Source organism: Rhodococcus sp. 114MFTsu3.1, from assembly GCF_000383555.1.
In the GTDB taxonomy this organism is placed as follows: Bacteria; Actinomycetota; Actinomycetes; order Mycobacteriales; family Mycobacteriaceae; genus Rhodococcoides; species Rhodococcoides fascians_E.
The window spans coordinates 19,391-36,462 of sequence record NZ_KB911561.1 but is presented as its reverse complement, the minus strand read 5'-3'; the positions used below and the strand labels follow the sequence as shown (position 1 = coordinate 36,462).

The 17,072-nt window shown below is 64.9% G+C and carries 18 protein-coding genes; 9 read left to right on the top strand and 9 right to left on the bottom strand.

All coding sequences use genetic code 11. The features are described 5' to 3' along the window. Positions 1-6: 6 nt before the first annotated feature. Together H292_RS0124415 and eltD are read right to left on the bottom strand one after the other, a co-directional pair. Positions 7-1,383 carry an ABC transporter substrate-binding protein gene (locus H292_RS0124415; protein ID WP_020113133.1) on the bottom strand — a complete coding sequence of 459 codons (1,377 nt, stop codon included), beginning with the start codon at positions 1,381-1,383 and terminating at the stop codon, positions 7-9. A 65-nt stretch (positions 1,384-1,448) separates the two neighbouring features. After that, complete coding sequence (gene eltD, locus H292_RS0124410; RefSeq protein WP_019667186.1) at positions 1,449-2,540, bottom strand: erythritol/L-threitol dehyrogenase; 1,092 nt, start codon at positions 2,538-2,540, stop codon at positions 1,449-1,451. Between the two features lie 174 nt (positions 2,541-2,714). On the opposite strand from eltD, the gene H292_RS0124405 reads away from it, so the two are divergent. After that, positions 2,715-3,746, top strand: coding sequence for a sugar-binding transcriptional regulator (locus tag H292_RS0124405; protein WP_051104989.1), 1,032 nt, complete (start codon positions 2,715-2,717; stop codon positions 3,744-3,746). Beyond that, positions 3,743-4,513 carry an SDR family NAD(P)-dependent oxidoreductase gene (locus H292_RS0124400; protein ID WP_020113132.1) on the top strand — a complete coding sequence of 257 codons (771 nt, stop codon included), beginning with the start codon at positions 3,743-3,745 and terminating at the stop codon, positions 4,511-4,513. The genes H292_RS0124405 and H292_RS0124400 overlap by 4 nt, the downstream gene beginning before the upstream one ends. Here the strand turns inward: H292_RS0124400 and H292_RS0124395 are convergent. Next, positions 4,498-5,979: an FGGY-family carbohydrate kinase gene (locus H292_RS0124395; protein WP_020113131.1), complete on the bottom strand. Its 1,482-nt coding sequence runs from the start codon at positions 5,977-5,979 to the stop codon at positions 4,498-4,500. The two genes, H292_RS0124400 and H292_RS0124395, sit on opposite strands and share 16 nt — an antisense overlap. A gap of 86 nt (positions 5,980-6,065) precedes the next feature. Between H292_RS0124395 and H292_RS0124390 the strand changes: the two genes are divergently transcribed. Both H292_RS0124390 and H292_RS0124385 read left to right on the top strand, forming a co-directional pair. Continuing rightward, a complete protein-coding gene (locus H292_RS0124390; RefSeq protein ID WP_019667182.1) occupies positions 6,066-7,256 on the top strand; it encodes a benzoate/H(+) symporter BenE family transporter in 1,191 nt (396 codons plus the stop codon). A gap of 11 nt (positions 7,257-7,267) precedes the next feature. Then, positions 7,268-7,756, top strand: a complete 489-nt coding sequence (locus H292_RS0124385; RefSeq protein ID WP_020113130.1) for an acyl-CoA thioesterase — start codon at positions 7,268-7,270, stop codon at positions 7,754-7,756. A 96-nt stretch (positions 7,757-7,852) separates the two neighbouring features. Here H292_RS0124385 and H292_RS0124380 read toward each other — a convergent pair whose 3' ends face one another. Continuing rightward, a complete protein-coding gene (locus tag H292_RS0124380; RefSeq protein WP_019667180.1) occupies positions 7,853-8,875 on the bottom strand; it encodes a phosphotransferase family protein in 1,023 nt (340 codons plus the stop codon). 172 nt (positions 8,876-9,047) lie between these two features. Next, entirely contained in the window at positions 9,048-9,461 is a 414-nt protein-coding gene (locus H292_RS0124375) for a hypothetical protein (protein ID WP_020113129.1), read from the bottom strand. Positions 9,462-9,747: 286 nt separating this feature from the next. Between H292_RS0124375 and H292_RS0124370 the strand changes: the two genes are divergently transcribed. Together H292_RS0124370 and H292_RS0124365 are read left to right on the top strand one after the other, a co-directional pair. Then, entirely contained in the window at positions 9,748-10,944 is a 1,197-nt protein-coding gene (locus H292_RS0124370) for an MFS transporter (protein ID WP_020113128.1), read from the top strand. Between the two features lie 113 nt (positions 10,945-11,057). After that, positions 11,058-11,750: a hypothetical protein gene (locus H292_RS0124365; RefSeq protein ID WP_019667177.1), complete on the top strand. Its 693-nt coding sequence runs from the start codon at positions 11,058-11,060 to the stop codon at positions 11,748-11,750. A gap of 57 nt (positions 11,751-11,807) precedes the next feature. On the opposite strand, the gene H292_RS0124360 is transcribed toward H292_RS0124365, so the two are convergent. From H292_RS0124360 to H292_RS0124350, 3 genes are read right to left on the bottom strand one after another with little or no spacing between them, the layout of a single operon-like run. Continuing rightward, complete coding sequence (locus H292_RS0124360) at positions 11,808-13,250, bottom strand: NAD(P)(+) transhydrogenase (Re/Si-specific) subunit beta (RefSeq protein ID WP_020113127.1); 1,443 nt, start codon at positions 13,248-13,250, stop codon at positions 11,808-11,810. Beyond that, entirely contained in the window at positions 13,250-13,579 is a 330-nt protein-coding gene (locus H292_RS0124355; RefSeq protein WP_020113126.1) for an NAD(P) transhydrogenase subunit alpha, read from the bottom strand. Before H292_RS0124355 ends, H292_RS0124360 begins: the two co-directional genes overlap by 1 nt. Further along, a complete protein-coding gene (locus H292_RS0124350) occupies positions 13,579-14,691 on the bottom strand; it encodes a Re/Si-specific NAD(P)(+) transhydrogenase subunit alpha (RefSeq protein ID WP_019667174.1) in 1,113 nt (370 codons plus the stop codon). The genes H292_RS0124355 and H292_RS0124350 overlap by 1 nt, the downstream gene beginning before the upstream one ends. 249 nt (positions 14,692-14,940) lie before the next feature. Between H292_RS0124350 and H292_RS0124345 the strand changes: the two genes are divergently transcribed. Together H292_RS0124345 and H292_RS0124340 are read left to right on the top strand one after the other, a co-directional pair. Beyond that, on the top strand, positions 14,941-15,381 hold the full coding sequence (locus tag H292_RS0124345; RefSeq protein WP_026348142.1) for an HIT family protein: 441 nt from the start codon (positions 14,941-14,943) through the stop codon (positions 15,379-15,381). Next, positions 15,378-16,016, top strand: coding sequence for a Type 1 glutamine amidotransferase-like domain-containing protein (locus H292_RS0124340; RefSeq protein ID WP_020113124.1), 639 nt, complete (start codon positions 15,378-15,380; stop codon positions 16,014-16,016). The genes H292_RS0124345 and H292_RS0124340 overlap by 4 nt, the downstream gene beginning before the upstream one ends. Here the strand turns inward: H292_RS0124340 and H292_RS0124335 are convergent. After that, on the bottom strand, positions 16,013-16,324 hold the full coding sequence (locus tag H292_RS0124335) for a hypothetical protein (protein ID WP_020113123.1): 312 nt from the start codon (positions 16,322-16,324) through the stop codon (positions 16,013-16,015). The two genes, H292_RS0124340 and H292_RS0124335, sit on opposite strands and share 4 nt — an antisense overlap. A 220-nt stretch (positions 16,325-16,544) precedes the next feature. On the opposite strand from H292_RS0124335, the gene H292_RS0124330 reads away from it, so the two are divergent. Continuing rightward, positions 16,545-17,066 (top strand): DUF3558 domain-containing protein, encoded by a 522-nt coding sequence (locus H292_RS0124330; RefSeq protein WP_230595570.1) that lies wholly within the window; start codon positions 16,545-16,547, stop codon positions 17,064-17,066. Positions 17,067-17,072: the final 6 nt, after the last annotated feature.

Below are 17,072 nucleotides of genomic sequence, written 5' to 3'. Positions count from 1 at the left end.
AAGTCATCACAGGTTCACCTTCGAGGTGTTGGTTTTCGCCAGTCCGTCGAGCCGGGACTGAGCATCGTCGCCGCCGTAGATGTCCTGGAGTGCCGACGCCCAGTTCTGCGTGGTGTCGAAGAACTTCTTCTGCGGAGTGAACTGGATCTTCGACTGGTCGATCACGGTCTCGAACGTCTCGAGATAACCCGCTTGGTCGGCGACCTGGTCCTTGAAGACACCGTCGAACACGGACTTGCGAACCGGGTCGGCGTAGATCCCGCCCTGAACAGCTTTCGACATCGCTTCCTTGCCCGTGGCCCACTGCATGAACAGCCACGCTGCGTGCTTGTTCTTCGACATCGAGTTCATCGCCAGCGACCACGTCCACAGGTTCGTGGCGTAGCTGCCGTCGGGACCTGCAGGACCGGGGTACCACCCGATGTTGCCTGCCTGTGCCGACGCACCCGGCTTGTTCTTCGGGTAGGTCGCACTGTCGGCGTCGAACACCATCATGGCTTTGCCGTCACCGAGATCACCGGTGGCGTTGGGGTAGTCGTAGGACGTCCACGACGTCGGTCCGGCCTTGTGCTGCATCTCGATCCACTTCTCGGTGAACGCAACTGCCTTCTCCGAGTTCATCCGGGCCTGCAACTCGCCGTTCTCGAAGACGTAGTCCTGCGCACCTTCACGCGTGAACTGGGTCATGAAGCCGGGGTGAATCGTCGCCCACGACTTGGACCCGCGAGTCGCGATTCCGTAGCGGTTCTGCGAACGATCGGTGAGGTCGATGGCCAGCTGCACGAAGTTGTCGAAGGTGTCCGGCAGGGTGATGCCGTTGTCGTCGAAGAACTTCTTGTTGTACGCAACGACGTTGTTCTCGAATCCCCACGGCAGCGCCCACTGACCACCGGTACCGAGCGGTGAGCCCTGCTCGAAATCCCAGCTGGTCGACGTGCGCAGACCCTCGTAGATGTCCTCGAAGTCGTACTCGGCGCTGGTGGCCGAACTGTTCTGCAACCAGGGGTTCAAGTCCTCGAGCCATCCGGGCGGGCCGTACTGCCAGATGAAGTACGCCCCCAGCATGAAGACGTCGTGTTTGCCGGTACCGCCGGCAAGTTCGGTGTTGAGCTTGGTGAAGTAGTCCGCCTCGGGCACCAGGTCCGCATTGACGGTGATGCCGGTCAGCTGTTCGAACTCGGCGAGCAGCGGTTGGAACGACTGCTGGTACGGATGCGGGGTCTGCAGGATGTTGAGGGTCGTACCCTCCACGGCCTTCCAATCGAACGACCCGCTCACTTCGCCGGCGCCGTTGACGGCGTTCACGCCACCTCCGACTCCGCAGGACGACAGAATCGGCACCGACGCTGCGGCGACGCCTGCCAGCCCCATCGCGCGGAGCATGTCCCGCCTCGAGAATTGACGATAAGTCATGGGTAAGTCTCCAAAGTGCTTCGTGCAGGAGCGAATCAGGACGGAATCAGCGAAACCTTGACCGACTCTGCGCCGCTTCCGACGAGGTCGAGACCCTTCTGGAAGTCAGCGAGGGGTAGTTGATGGGTGCAGATCTTGTCCATCGGCAAGACACCGGACTCGATCATGCGGATGGCTGCGGGCCAGCAGTACGGGCCGAGATGCGCGCCGAGAACGTCGAGTTCCTTGTCGTCGGAGATGATCGACCAGTCGACCGTGACATCGCTTCCGAAGACGCCGTATTCGACGTACGTGCCGAGCTTGCGAAGCAGGTTGAGTCCCTGCGGAACGGCAGTGGGATGTCCTGTCCCTTCGAGGTAGACGTCGGCGCCGTATCCGTCGGTGAGGTCCTTGACGATCTTCTCGGCATCCTCGTTGCGGATGTCGACGACGATGTCGGCGCCGCATTCCTTCGCGAGCGCCAGCTTCTCCGGCTGCATGTCGAGCGCGATGACATGCGCGGGGTTCTTCGCCCGTGCGCCGGCGATCATACCCAGGCCGATGGGGCCGCATCCTGCGACGACGACGACGTCGTCGAATGTGATCCCTGCCCGCTCGACGGCGTGCAGCGAGCAGGACAGGGGCTCGGTGAATGCTGCGTGCGCGGCGGGGATGTCCTTGGACACTTTGTGCACCAATGCTTCTGCGGGGTACACCATGTAGCTGGCCATTGCGCCGGGGGTGCGACGCTTGAATCCGTACAGGTCGTGCGGCGCGCACATGTGGTACTGGCCGCGCAGGCAGAAGCGACACTTCCAGCACGGCACGATCTGCTCCGACACCACACGGTCACCGACCGAGACGTTCCACCTGGCCGACGCCTCGTCGTCGATCACAACGATTTCACCCACGAATTCGTGACCGGGAATGACGTCGGTCTCGGCCCAGGCGGGTCGGTTCTCGTCGCCCCAGAACTTCGCTGCGCCGTGGTAGCACTTGAGGTCGCTTGCGCAGATCCCGACCGCCTCGACGCGAACCAGGGCTTCGCCGGGCCCGGGTACCGGTACCGGCACTTCCTCGAGCCGGTAGTCCTCCGGGCCGTGGCAGACCACAGCCTGCATCTTCTCCGGGATTGTCGTGTCCGGCATCTATGACTCCTCGTTCAGCAGTTTCGTGTCCGCGCGGTCGTCGCGGGTGAGGCGAGACATTGCCTGTCGGCGATGTGTTGGCGCTCACATTAACGAACAGGTATACATATGTCCAGAACGAATGTTCAGCAATTCAAACTCCGTGCACATATGTTCAGTGGGATACTTCCGACCATGGCGATCACAGGATCTGCGAGCGAGAACCCCCTGTCGGGCCAATCGGCCGACGGGAGCCACTTCGCGCCGACCTTGCTCTACACGGCGGCCAAGCTCTACTACGACGAGGACGCCACTCAGGCCGAGGTCGCCGCCAAACTCGGAACCAGCCGAGCGACGGTCAGCAGACTTCTCTCCGAGGCGAGGCGTCAGGGAATCGTTCGTATCGAGGTCGTGCCACCGAGCAACTACTCGCAGGACGATCTGGCGGACAGCGTTGCGTCCGCCCTCGGCCTCGAGTACGTCTACCTGTCGGCACCCCTGCCCCCGGCCACGCCGTCGAAACCGACGGTCGATCTCATGGGTCGCTACCTCGCTCCCGCAGTGTCCAAAGCACTCGCCGCGGTCGGGCTCGTCCCCGGCGACATCCTGTTGGTCTCCTCCGGCAGAACCGTGTACGAAGTGGCTCAGTTCGACCTGGACAGAATCCCGGGAATCCTGGTGGCTCCGACCGTCGGCGGCAACGACCAGCCCGAGGAGTGGTACCAGACGAACGAGATCACCAGACTGATCTCCAACAAACTCGGCGGACGAGCCAACTACCTGTTCGCACCCGCGCTTCCCGGTGCCGATCTGTACTCGATCATCCACTCGGACCCCGCAATTCAACGCGTGCTCGAACTCTGGCCCCAGGCCCGGTGCATCCTGATGGGCGTCGGGGCACCTCCCCTCCTGCGCTCCGACATACCCCGCTTCGTCCCGACCGACTCCGCATCACTGCGAGACTCTGTCGGCGACGTGTGCTCACGCTTCTACGACCGGGACGGAAACTCTGTCGAGTTCCCCGGCTCCGATCGTCTGATCGCGGTGGAACTGGATGCACTGCAGAAGATTCCGGTCGGGATCGCGGTGGCAGTCGGGTCGGACAAAGTGGTGCCGATCGTCAGCGGCGCGCGAGCGCACTTCTTCAATCGACTCGTCACGGACCCGGCGACCGCACAGGACATCCTGTCCCACATCACGACACTCGACGAGGAAGACACGGCATGACACCTACGATCGACCGATCCACGACTCCGAGCCTCGACGGCAAACGCGTGCTGATCACGGGCGCAAGTCGCGGCATCGGCGCCGACATCGCGCAGACGTTCGCCGCGGCAGGCGCGCGCCTCGTTCTCTCCGGTCGAGATCACGAATCGCTCGAAAGCTTCTCTCGCACACTCGACACCGAGACCGCCATCGTCGTCGCAGATCTGTCGACAGCAGCGGGTCCGGACACGCTCGCCGCCGACGCCGTCGACGCGTTCGGCGGCGTCGACGTACTCGTCAACAACGCCGGAATCTCCTACCCGGAAACGGTGGACGCACTCGATACAGCGCACTTCGACGAAGTGATCCAGGTCAATTTGAGAGCCCCGTCGTTGCTCGCAGCGCGTATCGGCCGAGCAATGGCGGACGGCGACGGCGGATCCATCGTCACCGTCGCATCGGCCGCGGCACTACGACCACTCCCCGAGCACTACGCGTACTGCACGTCCAAAGCCGGACTCATCATGGCCACCAAAGTGCTCGCGCTCGAACTCGGCGGGCGAGGCGTCCGGGCCAACTCCGTCTGCCCCACAGTAGTTCTCACCGACATGGGCCATAAGGTATGGGGCGACCCGGTGAAATCCGCACCGATGCTCGCGCGGATCCCCTCCGGCCGATTCGCCGAGCCGTCGGAGGTGTCGGCGACTGCGCTGTGGCTCGCCTCCGACGCGTCGGCGATGATCAATGGAATCGACATTCCGGTCGACGGCGGTTACCTGGTCAGTTGAGCGCCCGCGTGCACGATGTCTCGCGTCGCCGGGTAGAGCTGGAGCCAACTGGCATACAGGTCGTCGTACAGGGCGCGGTGTGCAGGATTCGGCGGCACCTCGGATGCCACGGTGGCCCAGTCGGTTTCGGGCGATACCTCCCCGACCCCGATAGCGGCCAGCAGGCCGTCACCGTAGCTCGCCCCGATGGCCTGCTCGGTGACGAGCTGCGTCTGTCCGGTGATGTCGCTGAGCGCCTGCGCCCACACCGGACTCCGCAGCCCACCACCCACGGCGACGGCTCGGTTGACCGGCGTGGCCGCGTCGTCGAACATCTCCAGAATCTGCCTGATACCGAAGGAGATTCCCTCGTACGCAGCCCGGAAGATATGACCTCGTCCATGCCGAAGAGTCAGTCCTGCCATCACACCGCGGGCATCGGCGTCGAACACCGGCGTTCGCTCGCCTGCGAGGTACGGCAGGATCAACAACCCCTCGGCCCCTGCTGGAACGGCCGATGCCTCACGCATCAGCTCCTCGAACGGCGCTCCACCGGTGAGTGTCCGAAGCCACGTGGTCAGTGAACCGGCGGTGGATGTTCCCGCCGCGAGTGCATACGTGCCTGCCTGCACTCCCGTGGTGGTCCACAGCGCAGAATTCGTGTGATAGTCCGCCAACACCTGCACCAGGAACATCGTCGATCCGTACATCAACATCAGATCACCCGGATGCCGCACTCCCACACTGAATGCCTCGGCGTACGCGTCGACAGTTCCCGCCACCACGGGCGTGCCGACAGGGATGCCGGACGCAGCACTGCCGCGCGCATCGACATGTCCGACGACCTCGCTCGGCCACGCCAACCTCGGCACCTCGAGTCCGCCCAGAACTCGGTCGATCCAGTCTGCGTTCCAACCGAATTCACGAACCGAGTAGAGAGGGTCGCACTGACTGGCCGTGTGATGGTCCTGCACGTACTCACCGGTGAGCTTGGCGACGATGTACGAATTGGATCCGTACCACCGTCTCGCACGATCGAACACCTCCGGCTCGTTCTTGCGAACCCACTCGATCTTCGGCCCCACTGCCTGACTGGACAACGATTTGCCACATCGCTCCAGAATGGCGTCGGCACCGAAATGCTCGGTGAGCTCCTCGATTTCGCACGAGGCCCGCGAATCGATCCCGTACAGGATCGCCGGCCGCACCGGACGCAGTTCGGAGTCGGTGAGCACCAGACACGGACCGACCCCACTGACACAGACGCCCGCGACCTCGGAACCCGACGGAACCCGGTTCATCAACGCCGATGCGATGACGCACACGTCACCCCACCAGACCGCATCCGCATCCACTTCCGCCCAGCCCGGGTGCGGTAACGACATCTCGTGGGCTCGCTGCTCCGAGGCGAGAACCTCTCCGTCGGCGGTGACGAGGACGCCCTTGCTGCTGCCGGTGCCCATATCGATTCCCACGAACAACTTCACGATTGCAACACTAACGGAGCACATCGGCCGCTGTGGCCGGTAAGCACGCATCCACGATTACCGGCGTACCCCCACACAGGGCATCATTGCTGTTCGTGGCAGAGCCGACCCGATCGACACCGAGCGCACTTCAACCGATCCTCGCGGGCATCGTCGCCGCGCTCGTCGGTTTCACCAGTTCGTTCGCCGTGGTGCTGACCGGTCTTCGCGCGGTGGGCGCGTCACCGACGGATGCAGCGTCGGGGCTCCTGGTGATCTGCGTGACTCAGGCTCTCGGAATGATCTACCTCTCCCGGCGGTATCGCCAACCCATCACCCTTGCCTGGTCGACGCCCGGTGCCGCGCTGCTGGCCGGGACAGGAGCGGTGGCCGGCGGGTGGCCCGCTGCCGTCGGCGCGTTTCTCGTCGTCGGCGCATCGGTGATCACCACCGGGCTGTGGCCGCGTCTCGGCGCACTGATCACGTCCATTCCCACATCTCTCGCGCAGGCGATGCTCGCGGGTGTCCTGTTGCCGCTGTGCCTGAAACCGGTAACTGCATTCGCCGCATCACCCGGGGCGATCGCACCGGTCATCGTGGTCTGGCTGGTGCTGCAGCGTTACTCTCCGCGGTGGGCCGTTCCCGCTGCATTCGGCACCGCAGCCGTGGTCATTGCCATCGATGTCGCTGTCGCGCAGCGTATTCCCCCCGCCGCGGACTTGATTCCGCACGTCGCCTTCACCGCACCGGACTGGACGTGGCAAGCAATCGTCGGGATCGCGCTGCCGCTGTACATCGTCACCATGGCATCGCAGAACATCCCGGGCGTCGCCGTCATGAAGTCCTACGGATACGACGTACCCTGGCGGCCCGCGATGGGGGTCACCGGCCTGGGAACGATGGTGGGCGCACCGTTCGGTGGGCACGCCGTCAACCTCGCAGCCATCAGCGCAGCCCTGGCCGCGGCGCCGCAGGCGCACCCCGACCCCCAGCGTCGCTGGATCGCAGCATCGTCGGCAGGCTGGTTCTACCTTCTCCTCGCAGCATGTTCGGCTGCCGTGGCGACTCTTGTGTCCGTTGCGCCTGCCGGTGTGGTCGAAACCGTTGCCGGACTGGCGTTGCTGGGCACGCTCGCCGCCTCGCTCGCCGGTGCCCTGAAAGACGAGAACGGGAGGGAGTCGGCCGTTCTCACGTTCGTGATCGCGGCGTCGGGCATCGGCATCTTCGGTATCGGCTCCGCCTTCTGGGCGTTGGTCGTCGGCCTCGTCGTTCGCTGGGTTCTGGCGCGCGGCCGATAGAGTCAGCAACCATGACCGCCTCCGCCGGCCAGCGAGCCGAACGCAACACCGCCGCCGAGTACCCGGCCCTCTGGCCGATCGCCACGCGGTGGGACGACAACGATCACTACGGGCACGTCAACAACGTCACCTACTACTCGTACTTCGACACCGCGGTGAACGGTTGGCTGATGCACACCACAGGCGTGGACATCAGGGCACTGGATGCCATCGGTGTGGTCGCCGAGACGTCGTGCAAGTACCACAGCGAGTTGTCGTTCCCCGACGCCCTGCAGGTCGGCCTGTCGGTCGAGAAACTGGGCACCCGCAGCATCGTCTACGCGCTCGCTCTGTTCCGCGAAAGCCCGGGCGACGAGCTGCACCTGGCAGCCACCGGCCGATTCGTCCACGTGTACGTCGACGCGCAGACGCGTCGTCCCGTCGCCATTCCCACCGAGATCGATGCCGCCGCCCGCACTCTTGTGGCCGGGAGTGGAGCCGGCAGGAACGACCCCAGCTAGACCGGGAGTGGAGCCGGCAGGAACGACCCCAGCTAGACCGGGAGTGGAGCCGGCAGGAACGACCCCAGCTAGACCGGGAGTGACTAGGCGGAGATTTCAGAGGCCGATGTCGTCGGCGGTGCTGAGAGCCCGGGCGATGATGTCGTCGATGAGGGTCGTCGTGGGAGAACCGGCGTCGGCGCGGTTGCGGGCGTCGGCTTCCGCTCGTCGCATGACGCCCTCGGCGATGATGGACAGCTTCCACAGCGCGAGCACCTGCCAGAATCCGACGGCTGTGACGTCGCGCCCCGTCTTCGCTGCGTAGTCGGCCGTCAATTGCTGTCGGGTCGGGAAGCCGGGCAAGGTCGAGGCCATGAACGGCCCTGCGACGGCGTCGCCCGCTTCCGGCCAGTAGGCGAGGAGCCCGCCGATGTCCGCGAGTGGATCACCGAGCGTGCACAGTTCCCAGTCGACGACGGCCACGATGTCACCGGCGGTGGGTGAGGTGATCACGTTGTTGAGGTGGAAGTCGCCGTGCACCAACGTCAGTTCTCGTTGATCCGGGATGTTCGCTGCGAGACGCTCGGCGAGAGTGTCGATTGCCGGTACTTCACGTGTCTGCGTGTGCTGCCACTGTGTTCGCCAGCGCTTGAGTTGCCGCTCCGCGTACGGCTTGTGGCTGGCCAGGTCCGTGAGCCCGACGCTGTCGAGGTCCACCCGGTGAATGCTCGCGAGCGCGCTCGTCATGCTGGATCCGATTGCCCGGCGAATGTCGGGTGCGGTGGCCTCGGCTTTCTGCACCGAATCGAGCACGACGCCGTCGACGTAGCTCATGAGCACCAGAGGCACGTCGGACACCTGTGAATCCTCGGTCACCGCGATCATCTTGGGGACCGGAACACCGGTGTTCTGCAGGGCGGTGAGGATCCGGTATTCCCGGACGACGTCGTGTGCGGATGCCAACAACGTGCCGAGTGGCGGCCTCCGCAGTACCCAGCGACTACCGCCGGCGTCGGCGACCGCGTACGTGAGGTTGGATTGTCCGTTGCCGACCCTGTCGTATGTCAGCGGGGCCACTGCACCGATGCCGAGGCCTCCGATCCATTCGGAGACGGCGTCGAAGTCCACACCTGTCGTCATACGCTCGAAGGTCCTTTCACTTGCGAATCAACACTCGTCACTGTCGCACGGACGACGCGTGACCGAGCGTGGATTCGCCGAACAACGAGCTGCGACGTGTCGTACGACGAGCGACGCCGCGGACGCACCCGTGTGGGCGTCCGCGGCGTCGAATGGATGGTGAGAAGTACTCTCAGCTGGCCTTCGGGAGCTCGGTGTCGGCGGCTGCGTCGACGATCGGGGCGGAAACGTTCACGTCCTCAGGGCTCGATTCCGTGACGTCGCGGCGAGCGGCCACCTCGTCGACATCACCGACGAGCAAGGACACCAGCGCGTCGGGCTCACTCGTCCACGCCGCGGACATCGTGCGCATCTCGGACGGGGAGAACAGCCCGCTCATACGAAGGGCGTCGATCCACTCGGCGACGGCGTCCGGCGTAGCCGCCGGAATGGACTCGCGGTCGAGGCGAGCTACCTCGAACTCGCACGAGAAGAACGCGCGCATCATCTCCAGCTGAGAAGAGGACAGCGGCGCCGAATCGACTGCGGCGTCCAGCACTGTGGGTGTCGCGTCCGCGAGATCCTGGCGGGTGTGTGCGAGGGTCATGATGTCTCCTTCGATCGGCGTCGCTGTGCGGTGCCAGGTCAGCCGCTCGGCCCAACCTTCTCGGCACCGTTCTCAGATCGTTACGAAGAGATTTGTAACGAATTTGCACTCCTGTCCGATCCATCGAAACTACGCTTCCGCCCGGTTGTGTCGCCAGACCAAACCGAATGATGTGATAAGCGTCACACGAGTCGCCGGCATCCGGCGACTATCCAGCTACGAATGCTTACCAAGATCGTCCACCCACGACCTCTCACCGCGGGCTCGACGCAAACAACCAGGTAGCGTGCGTGCAGTGATCGACAAGGCCGCAATCTCGACAGCCGCTGCCCGCCGCGCCCGCGCCGCCGTTTTCGGAGTGTTCGCCGTCAACGGCTTCCTCTTCGCTATCTGGGTCGTGCACATTCCGACCGTCGAGCGTCAGGTCGGTATCTCGCACGCCACCCTCGGATCGCTGCTCCTCGTCTTGGCGGGCGGAGCGATCGTGGGGATGCAGGCCGCCGGCCCGTTGGCCGACCGATACGGCAGTTATCGAATCGTTACTGTCGCCGGAGTGCTGCTGTCCACCGCAGTCGTCGGTCCGGCGCTCGCCACGAATGCCGCCACCTTGGGTGCAGCGCTCTTCGTGTTCGGCATCTTCAACGGTGCTCTCGACGTGTCCATGAACTCTCAGGCAGTGGACGTCGAGCGCGTCTACGCGCGACCGATCATGTCCGCATTCCACGCTCTGTTCTCGGTCGGTGGCGTCGTGGGTTCACTCGTGGGAGCCGCCACCCTGTCCATCGGCATCCCGATCCTGTCGACCACGATCGGAGCAGCCGTTGTCGGCATCGGCGTGTTGGCCTGCTGCCGCCCGTTCCTGGTCCCCCGCACGTCGCCGCACACCGGGGAGTCCGAAGCCGACGGTTCCGCGCGGGGCCGATTCTCTCCGCGCGTCCTGGCGCTCGGAGCCCTTGCGTTCGCCCTCCTTCTGTCCGAAGGGGTCGCCAACGACTGGAGCACGTTGCAGGTGAAGGAGCACCTCGCCACGTCGGACAGCACCGCAGCTCTCGCCTTCGGATTCTTCGCGACGATGATGACCGTCGGCAGGTTCTGTGCGGATCGAGTCAGCGCGCGCTTCGGCCCGGTCGCGGTGGTCAGGTACGGCAACGCGATCGCGGCAGCGGGGATGGCTCTGGTCTTGGTCTCGGACGTGCTGCCGCTGACGCTCGCCGGATGGGCGTTGTTCGGCCTCGGATTGTCCGGCAGCGTTCCGCAGATCTTCACCGCCGCAGGCAACCTCGGAGGCGGCGCGGCGACCAACATGTCTCGCGTCGTCGGAATGGGATACGTCGGGCTGCTGGCCGGACCTGCGATCGTCGGCTGGATCGCCCACTTCGTGTCCCTCACCTCGGCGATGGCTGTCCCGTTGGCGCTGACGATTGTCGCTGCAGCCGCGGCGGGAACTGTTCGACCGCGCACGGTGTTGCCCGAACGGGATTGACGGAACCTTCACACCGCACGCTCAGAGTCGTACGGCATCCTCGTAGCCGAAGGACAGGCGTGCGGACAACGCAGTAGTACTACAGGGGCGACACGAAGGGGGTGTTGTAGGCAGTGAGTGCCGACACCGACAGCATGGAATTGGTGCAGCTCGAGGGCATCGAGATCGACCACGACGCACTGGCTCGAAGCAGGCGATTGATGGCACGGCTCGTCGCAGTCGCCGGGCTGCTGGGAGTACTGGCCGTGGTACTCGTGGTGCTTCCGCTCGCGGGCGTGACGTATCCGTATTCGCGGGCGCTGGTTCCCAGCTTGGACGGACCCGCGAACGCACTGCTCGAAGCGTTCGGAGTCACCCCCGTTCTGGTCGCGGTGGCAGGTCTGACGGTGGTGTCGCTGATTCGTAAGCTGCCGTACGGGATCGGTGCCGTCATCGCCCTCGTACTCGGAGCGTCTCTGACGACGGCAGCGGTGCGGTCGTGGGCCGACGGCTGGGTGCCGGCGTCGGCGCTGCCGAACGGGTACGTGACGGCGTGTGCATCGTTGGTGTGCGCGGCGACACTCGTCGCGAGTGCGCGGTTCCTGCCGATGGTGTGGGGACTCGGCGCGGTTGCAGTGGCGACGGTGTCCGCGGCGGCCGTCATCGGCGGTTCGGCGACAGTCGTGGGCATCGTGACGACTGTGGCTATCGTGACCGCGTGGTGGGCTGGGTCGTCCGCAGTCATGTTGTACTCGCCCGTCGCTGCCGAGCGTGAGGCCCAGAATCCGTTCGACACCGCTGCTCTCGCACTGCGAAGACTGCGCTAGAACGCCGATAGCCCGGTGACCGTGTCAGGCCACCGGGCACTCGCACCGAAGAACGAACTACAGAGCTTTGAGCTCCTCGATCACCGAGTTGACGGACTTCTTCGCGTCGCCGAACAACATCGAGGTGCGATCGGCGGTGAACAGCGGGTTGTCGATACCGGCGTAACCCGAGCTCATCGATCGCTTGAGCACGATCACCGACCGCGACTCGTCGACGTTGAGGATCGGCATACCGTGGATCGGGCTCGACGGGTCGTTGCGCGCCGCCGGGTTGGTGACGTCGTTGGCGCCGATGACGATGGTGACGTCGGTGCGATTGAACTCGCCGTTGATGTCGTCCATTTCCTTCATCGCGTCGTACTCGACGTCGGCCTCGGCGAGCAGCACGTTCATGTGCCCCGGCATACGGCCGGCAACGGGGTGGATCGCGTACTTGACCTCGACGCCCTTGCTCTCGAGGATCGACGCCATGTCCTTGACGGCATGCTGAGCCTGCGCGACAGCGAGGCCGTACCCGGGCACGACGATGACCTGCGATGCGTACGCCATCTGGATCGCTGCATCCGCGGCCGATGTCGACTTGACCGTGCCACCCGATGCGTCCGCGCCCGGTCCGGCATCGCTGCCACCGCCACCGAACGACCCGAACACGATCGCCGGAATGGACCGGTTCATCGCCGTTGCCATCAGGTTGGTCAGGATCGAACCGGATGCGCCGACGATCATGCCTGCCACGATCATGGCCGTGTTGTTCAACGCAAGACCGGCAGCCGCTGCCGACAGTCCGGTGAGAGCGTTGAGCAGCGAGATCACGACGGGCATGTCCGCGCCGCCGATCGGGAACACCACGAACAGACCCATCAGCCCGGCTGCGACGAGCACCAGCACGATGAACCACACCGAGGTGCCCTCACCCGGAGTCGACTTGACACCGATGTAGATCGCGACCGCCACGGCGAGGACGAGCAGCACGATGTTGGTGAGCTGGAAGATGCGCGCATTCTTCACGAACGCCTTCTCGACGTTCTTGTTCAGCAGTTCCTGCAGCTTGAGGAAGGCCACGAGCGAACCCCAGAACGACACCGAACCGATGACTGCGGCGAACAGCGATCCGACGACGATGTGCACCGTCGGCTCTTCACCGTGCTGGAACGCCGAGAACCCGTCGGTCTCGATGAACTCCGCCCACGCGATGAGCGCGACGGTGCCGCCGCCGACGCCGTTGAACAGCGCCACCAGCTGCGGCATGGCCGTCATCTTGGTGCGCTTGGCCGGCGGAACGCCGAGCAGAACACCGATCGCGAGACCGGCGGCGATGAGAATCCAGTTGATCGCGGCGGCGTCGCGCACCTCGATCAGGGTCGCGACGACGGCGATACCCATACCGACAGCGGCGATCCAGTTGCCGCGGACGGCGGTCTTCGGGCCCGTCAGGCCCATCAGACCGTAGATGAACATCGCGAACGCAACGATGTAGAGAATGTTGACGAGGTTGTTCATCAGGAGTCAGCGCCCTTCTCGACAGCCTTGGCGGGCACCGGCTTGGACTTGAACATGCTGAGCATGCGGTCGGTGACCAGGAAGCCGCCGACGACGTTGAGCGTGCCGAAGATCAGCGCGACGAACGCGATGATCCGCACACCCCACGACGCATCCTCGGGCAGACGGCCGAGCACGATGAGCGCGCCGAGCACGACGATGCCGTGAATGGCGTTGGTGCCGGACATCAACGGTGTGTGCAGCGTGTTGGGAACCTTGGAGATGACGGCGAATCCGACGAAGCCCGCCAACACGAGAATCGCGATGTTCGCGAGAAGAGCGGTGTACATCAGGCGTCAGCCTTTCTGGTGACACAGGACTGCGCGACGACCTCGTCGGAGAAGTCCGGCGTGAGTGCGCCGTTCTCGTCGAGAAGCAGTTCCAGCAGTGCGGAAACGTTCTTCGAGTACAGCTCGCTGGCGTGCTCGGGCATGGTGGCCGGCAAGTTCAGCGGCGAGGCGATGGTGACGTCGTGCTTGACGACGGTCTGGCCGGGCTCGGTCAGCTCGCAGTTGCCGCCGGTCTCACCGGCGAGGTCGACGACGACACTGCCGGGCTTCATGCCCTCGACAGCGGCGGCCGTCACCAGACGCGGAGCCGGACGACCCGGCACCAACGCGGTGGTGATGACGACGTCGAAACCCTTGATCGCTTCTTCGAGTGCCTGCTGCTGCTGGGCACGCTCGTCCTCGGTCAGCTCACGTGCGTATCCGCCCTCACCGGCAGCGTCGATCCCCAGATCGAGCCACTGCGCACCGACGGAACGAACCTGATCGGCCACCTCCGGGCGCACGTCGTAACCGGTTGGCCGGCCGCCGAGACGCTTCGCTGTCGCCAACGCCTGCAGACCCGCGACACCTACGCCGAGGACCAGCACGGTCGCCGGCTTGACCGTGCCTGCGGCGGTGGTGAGCATCGGGAAGAAGCGAGTCGATTCCGACGCGGCCAACAGAACGGCCTTGTACCCGGCCACGTTGGCCTGCGAGGACAGTGCGTCCATCACCTGTGCGCGGGAGATACGCGGGATCGCCTCGACCGCGAACGCCTGCACCCCGGCGGCGGCGAGTGCGTCGATCTTGTTGTCGGCGTTACGCGGCGCCAGGAATCCGATCAACGTCGAACCCGACGACAACTTCGAGATCTCGGCATCCGTCGGCGGGGCCACCTTCACCACTACGTCGGCGGACCACGGGTCCCCGATCGTTGCTCCGGCCGCGGCATACAGCTCGTCCGGAATCAACGCTCCCGAACCCGCACCGGACTCGACGACGACCTCGACGCCCTTACCGATCAGCGACGCGACGACCTTGGGCACCAAGGCCACTCGGCGCTCGCCGTCCGCGGACTCACGCACGACACCGACACGTGTCGTCCTGCTCTCTGTGCTCTGCGATGTTTCCAATTCTCCGACTTTCGTATGTTGAATGGCGCCCGTGGTACGGCGAACGGGGGTAACCGCGCGGCAAACAGGCAAAGCCCAGCGTCAAGGCACAAGGTCCCTGATGATAGCCAAATGAGGCAGACCTCAGGTAACCCAGACCACAACTGTGGTTTGTTCTGAATCGAATCCGACGCGCCCCGACGTGCAACCCTTCCATTTGCAGTGACGGACATCACAGTGGGCATGTCGGCGCCCACCTACAGTTGCGGCGTGAACAACTGCGTGTTCTGCGCCATCGTCGACGGCGATGCCCCCTCGGTCCCCGTGTACGACGACGACGACGTCGTGGCGTTTCTCGACATCAGACCGATCACTCGCGGCCATCTCCTGGTGATTCCGAAAAGACACTCGCAAGACCTCGACACATTGGATCCGCGCCTCGGCGGCGCAGTGTTCGCCGCCGGACAACGACTGTCTCGCGCGATCAGGCGGTCGGATCTTCGTTCGGACGGCGCCAACCTCGTCCTCAACGACGGCAAAGCCGCCTTCCAGACCGTGTTCCACACGCACCTTCACGTCGTACCGCGATGGACCGGTGACACACTGCGGTTCGTGACGGGATTCGTGACGCGACGGCTGAAGAATCCCGAGGCGACGGCGTCGGCGATCAGGACGGGTTTGACGCGTTTGGACGAGGAAGAGTCCAGGTGAAGCTGTTTCTGGCGTCGTACCGGTTCGGCGCGCACGTCGACGAATTTCTCGCCCTGACGTCCGGTCCGGGTCGCGTCGCCGTGATCGCGAATGCCGCGGATGCGTGGCCCGCCTCGGCGCGGCAGTCTGCCGTCGTCAGCGAACTGCGGAGCCTGAGCGAACTCGGTTACGTCGCCGAGGAACTCGACCTCCGTCGATTCCGAACCGACCGCGACGCGCTCCGCCGAGAACTCGACGCCGTCGACACGGTCTGGATCCGCGGGGGTAACACGTTCGTGCTGCAAGCTCGGCTCGAGATCGCGGGCGCCGACGGCGAGATCACCTCGCGAGTGCGGGACGGTTCCCTCGTGTTCGCTGGGTACAGCGCGGGCGCGTGCATCGCCTCACCGTCGCTTCGAGGAGTGGAGGCAGCCGACGATCCGACGGAAGTCGAGGCGGCCGCCGGTCGAACAGCATCGTGGACCGGCCTCGGTCTGACCGACCACTCGTTCGTCCCGCATTTCGGGTCGATTCTCGACGAGGACGGCGCCGCGCAGGCCATGGTGTCAGTGTTCGAGCGCGAGAACGTCCCGTACCTGACGCTGACCGACGAGCAGGTCGTCGTGGTCGACGGCGATCGCTTCGAGCGCCTCTAACCGAACTGTGCGATCGGGGCCAGCCGGTCCAGCGAGATCCACGCCATTTCGCACCGGCGGCGCGTCACTTCGTCGGCGTCGATCAGCAGCATGTCCAGCAGCATCTTGGGCCGTCGCTTCCACGTCTGTTCGGCGTCGGCGACGGTGGCACGCTCGAACAATCCGGACTGCGCGAGTGCGGTGACCCACTCCTGGACGTCTCCGCGGTGGATCGCCTCGATGGTGTCGTAGTCGACTCCGCCGTCCTGGAATTCGTACGAGAACATCGCAGCGACGTGGTTCCACGACTTCTGTTTCGGCTCCATCATTTTCGGGCCTCCTCGCTGACACAGGGGCCGACCGTGTGTGCCACTCCCGGCCCTGGACGGACCTGACGACCCGCCTTCGCAGGACGCTAGACCTCGCAGCTACAACATTGCGTTGCGTGCGCGCATCGATCAGGTAACGGAAGTGACTGAAGTTACTGGTGTGACTCACGTCGGCCGTGCGCAACGACATCCAGCACTCGACTCGGTAGGCTCCACAACCGTGTGGAAGCGGGCAACCATCATCGGCGCGGTAGCGGCAGTGACACTTGCCGCCGGATGCTCCGGCTCCGACGACACCGACGGCGGCGCCTCGCCCACGACAGAGCCGGACTCCGCGCAGACCGAAGAACTGTTCGTCGGAGAATGCGGTTCGCTGACCGACGAAGAACTGACGTCCATCACCGGGGTCCGCGGGCTCGCCTCGTCGTCGAAGAACGCTGTTCGCTGCCGCTGGGACGCCGTCGACACCGGCGCATACGCGATGTTCACCTGGTATCGAGGAAGCCCGATAGACCGCGAACGCACCGTCGCCGGCCAGATGGGACGCGAGATCGGCGTCATCGATGCCGACGGGCACCCGGGGTTCACCGCACGAGGAAGCGACGCGTCGTGCGAGGCAGGCGTCGAGTCCGGCGACGGCTTCCTGCACTGGTCGCTCAACTACGTCTACGCCGCACCACCTCGCGACAGTTGCGACGTGGTCGAGGACCTCGTGCGCGCGACCGTCGAGAATGCGAGATAGGCACTG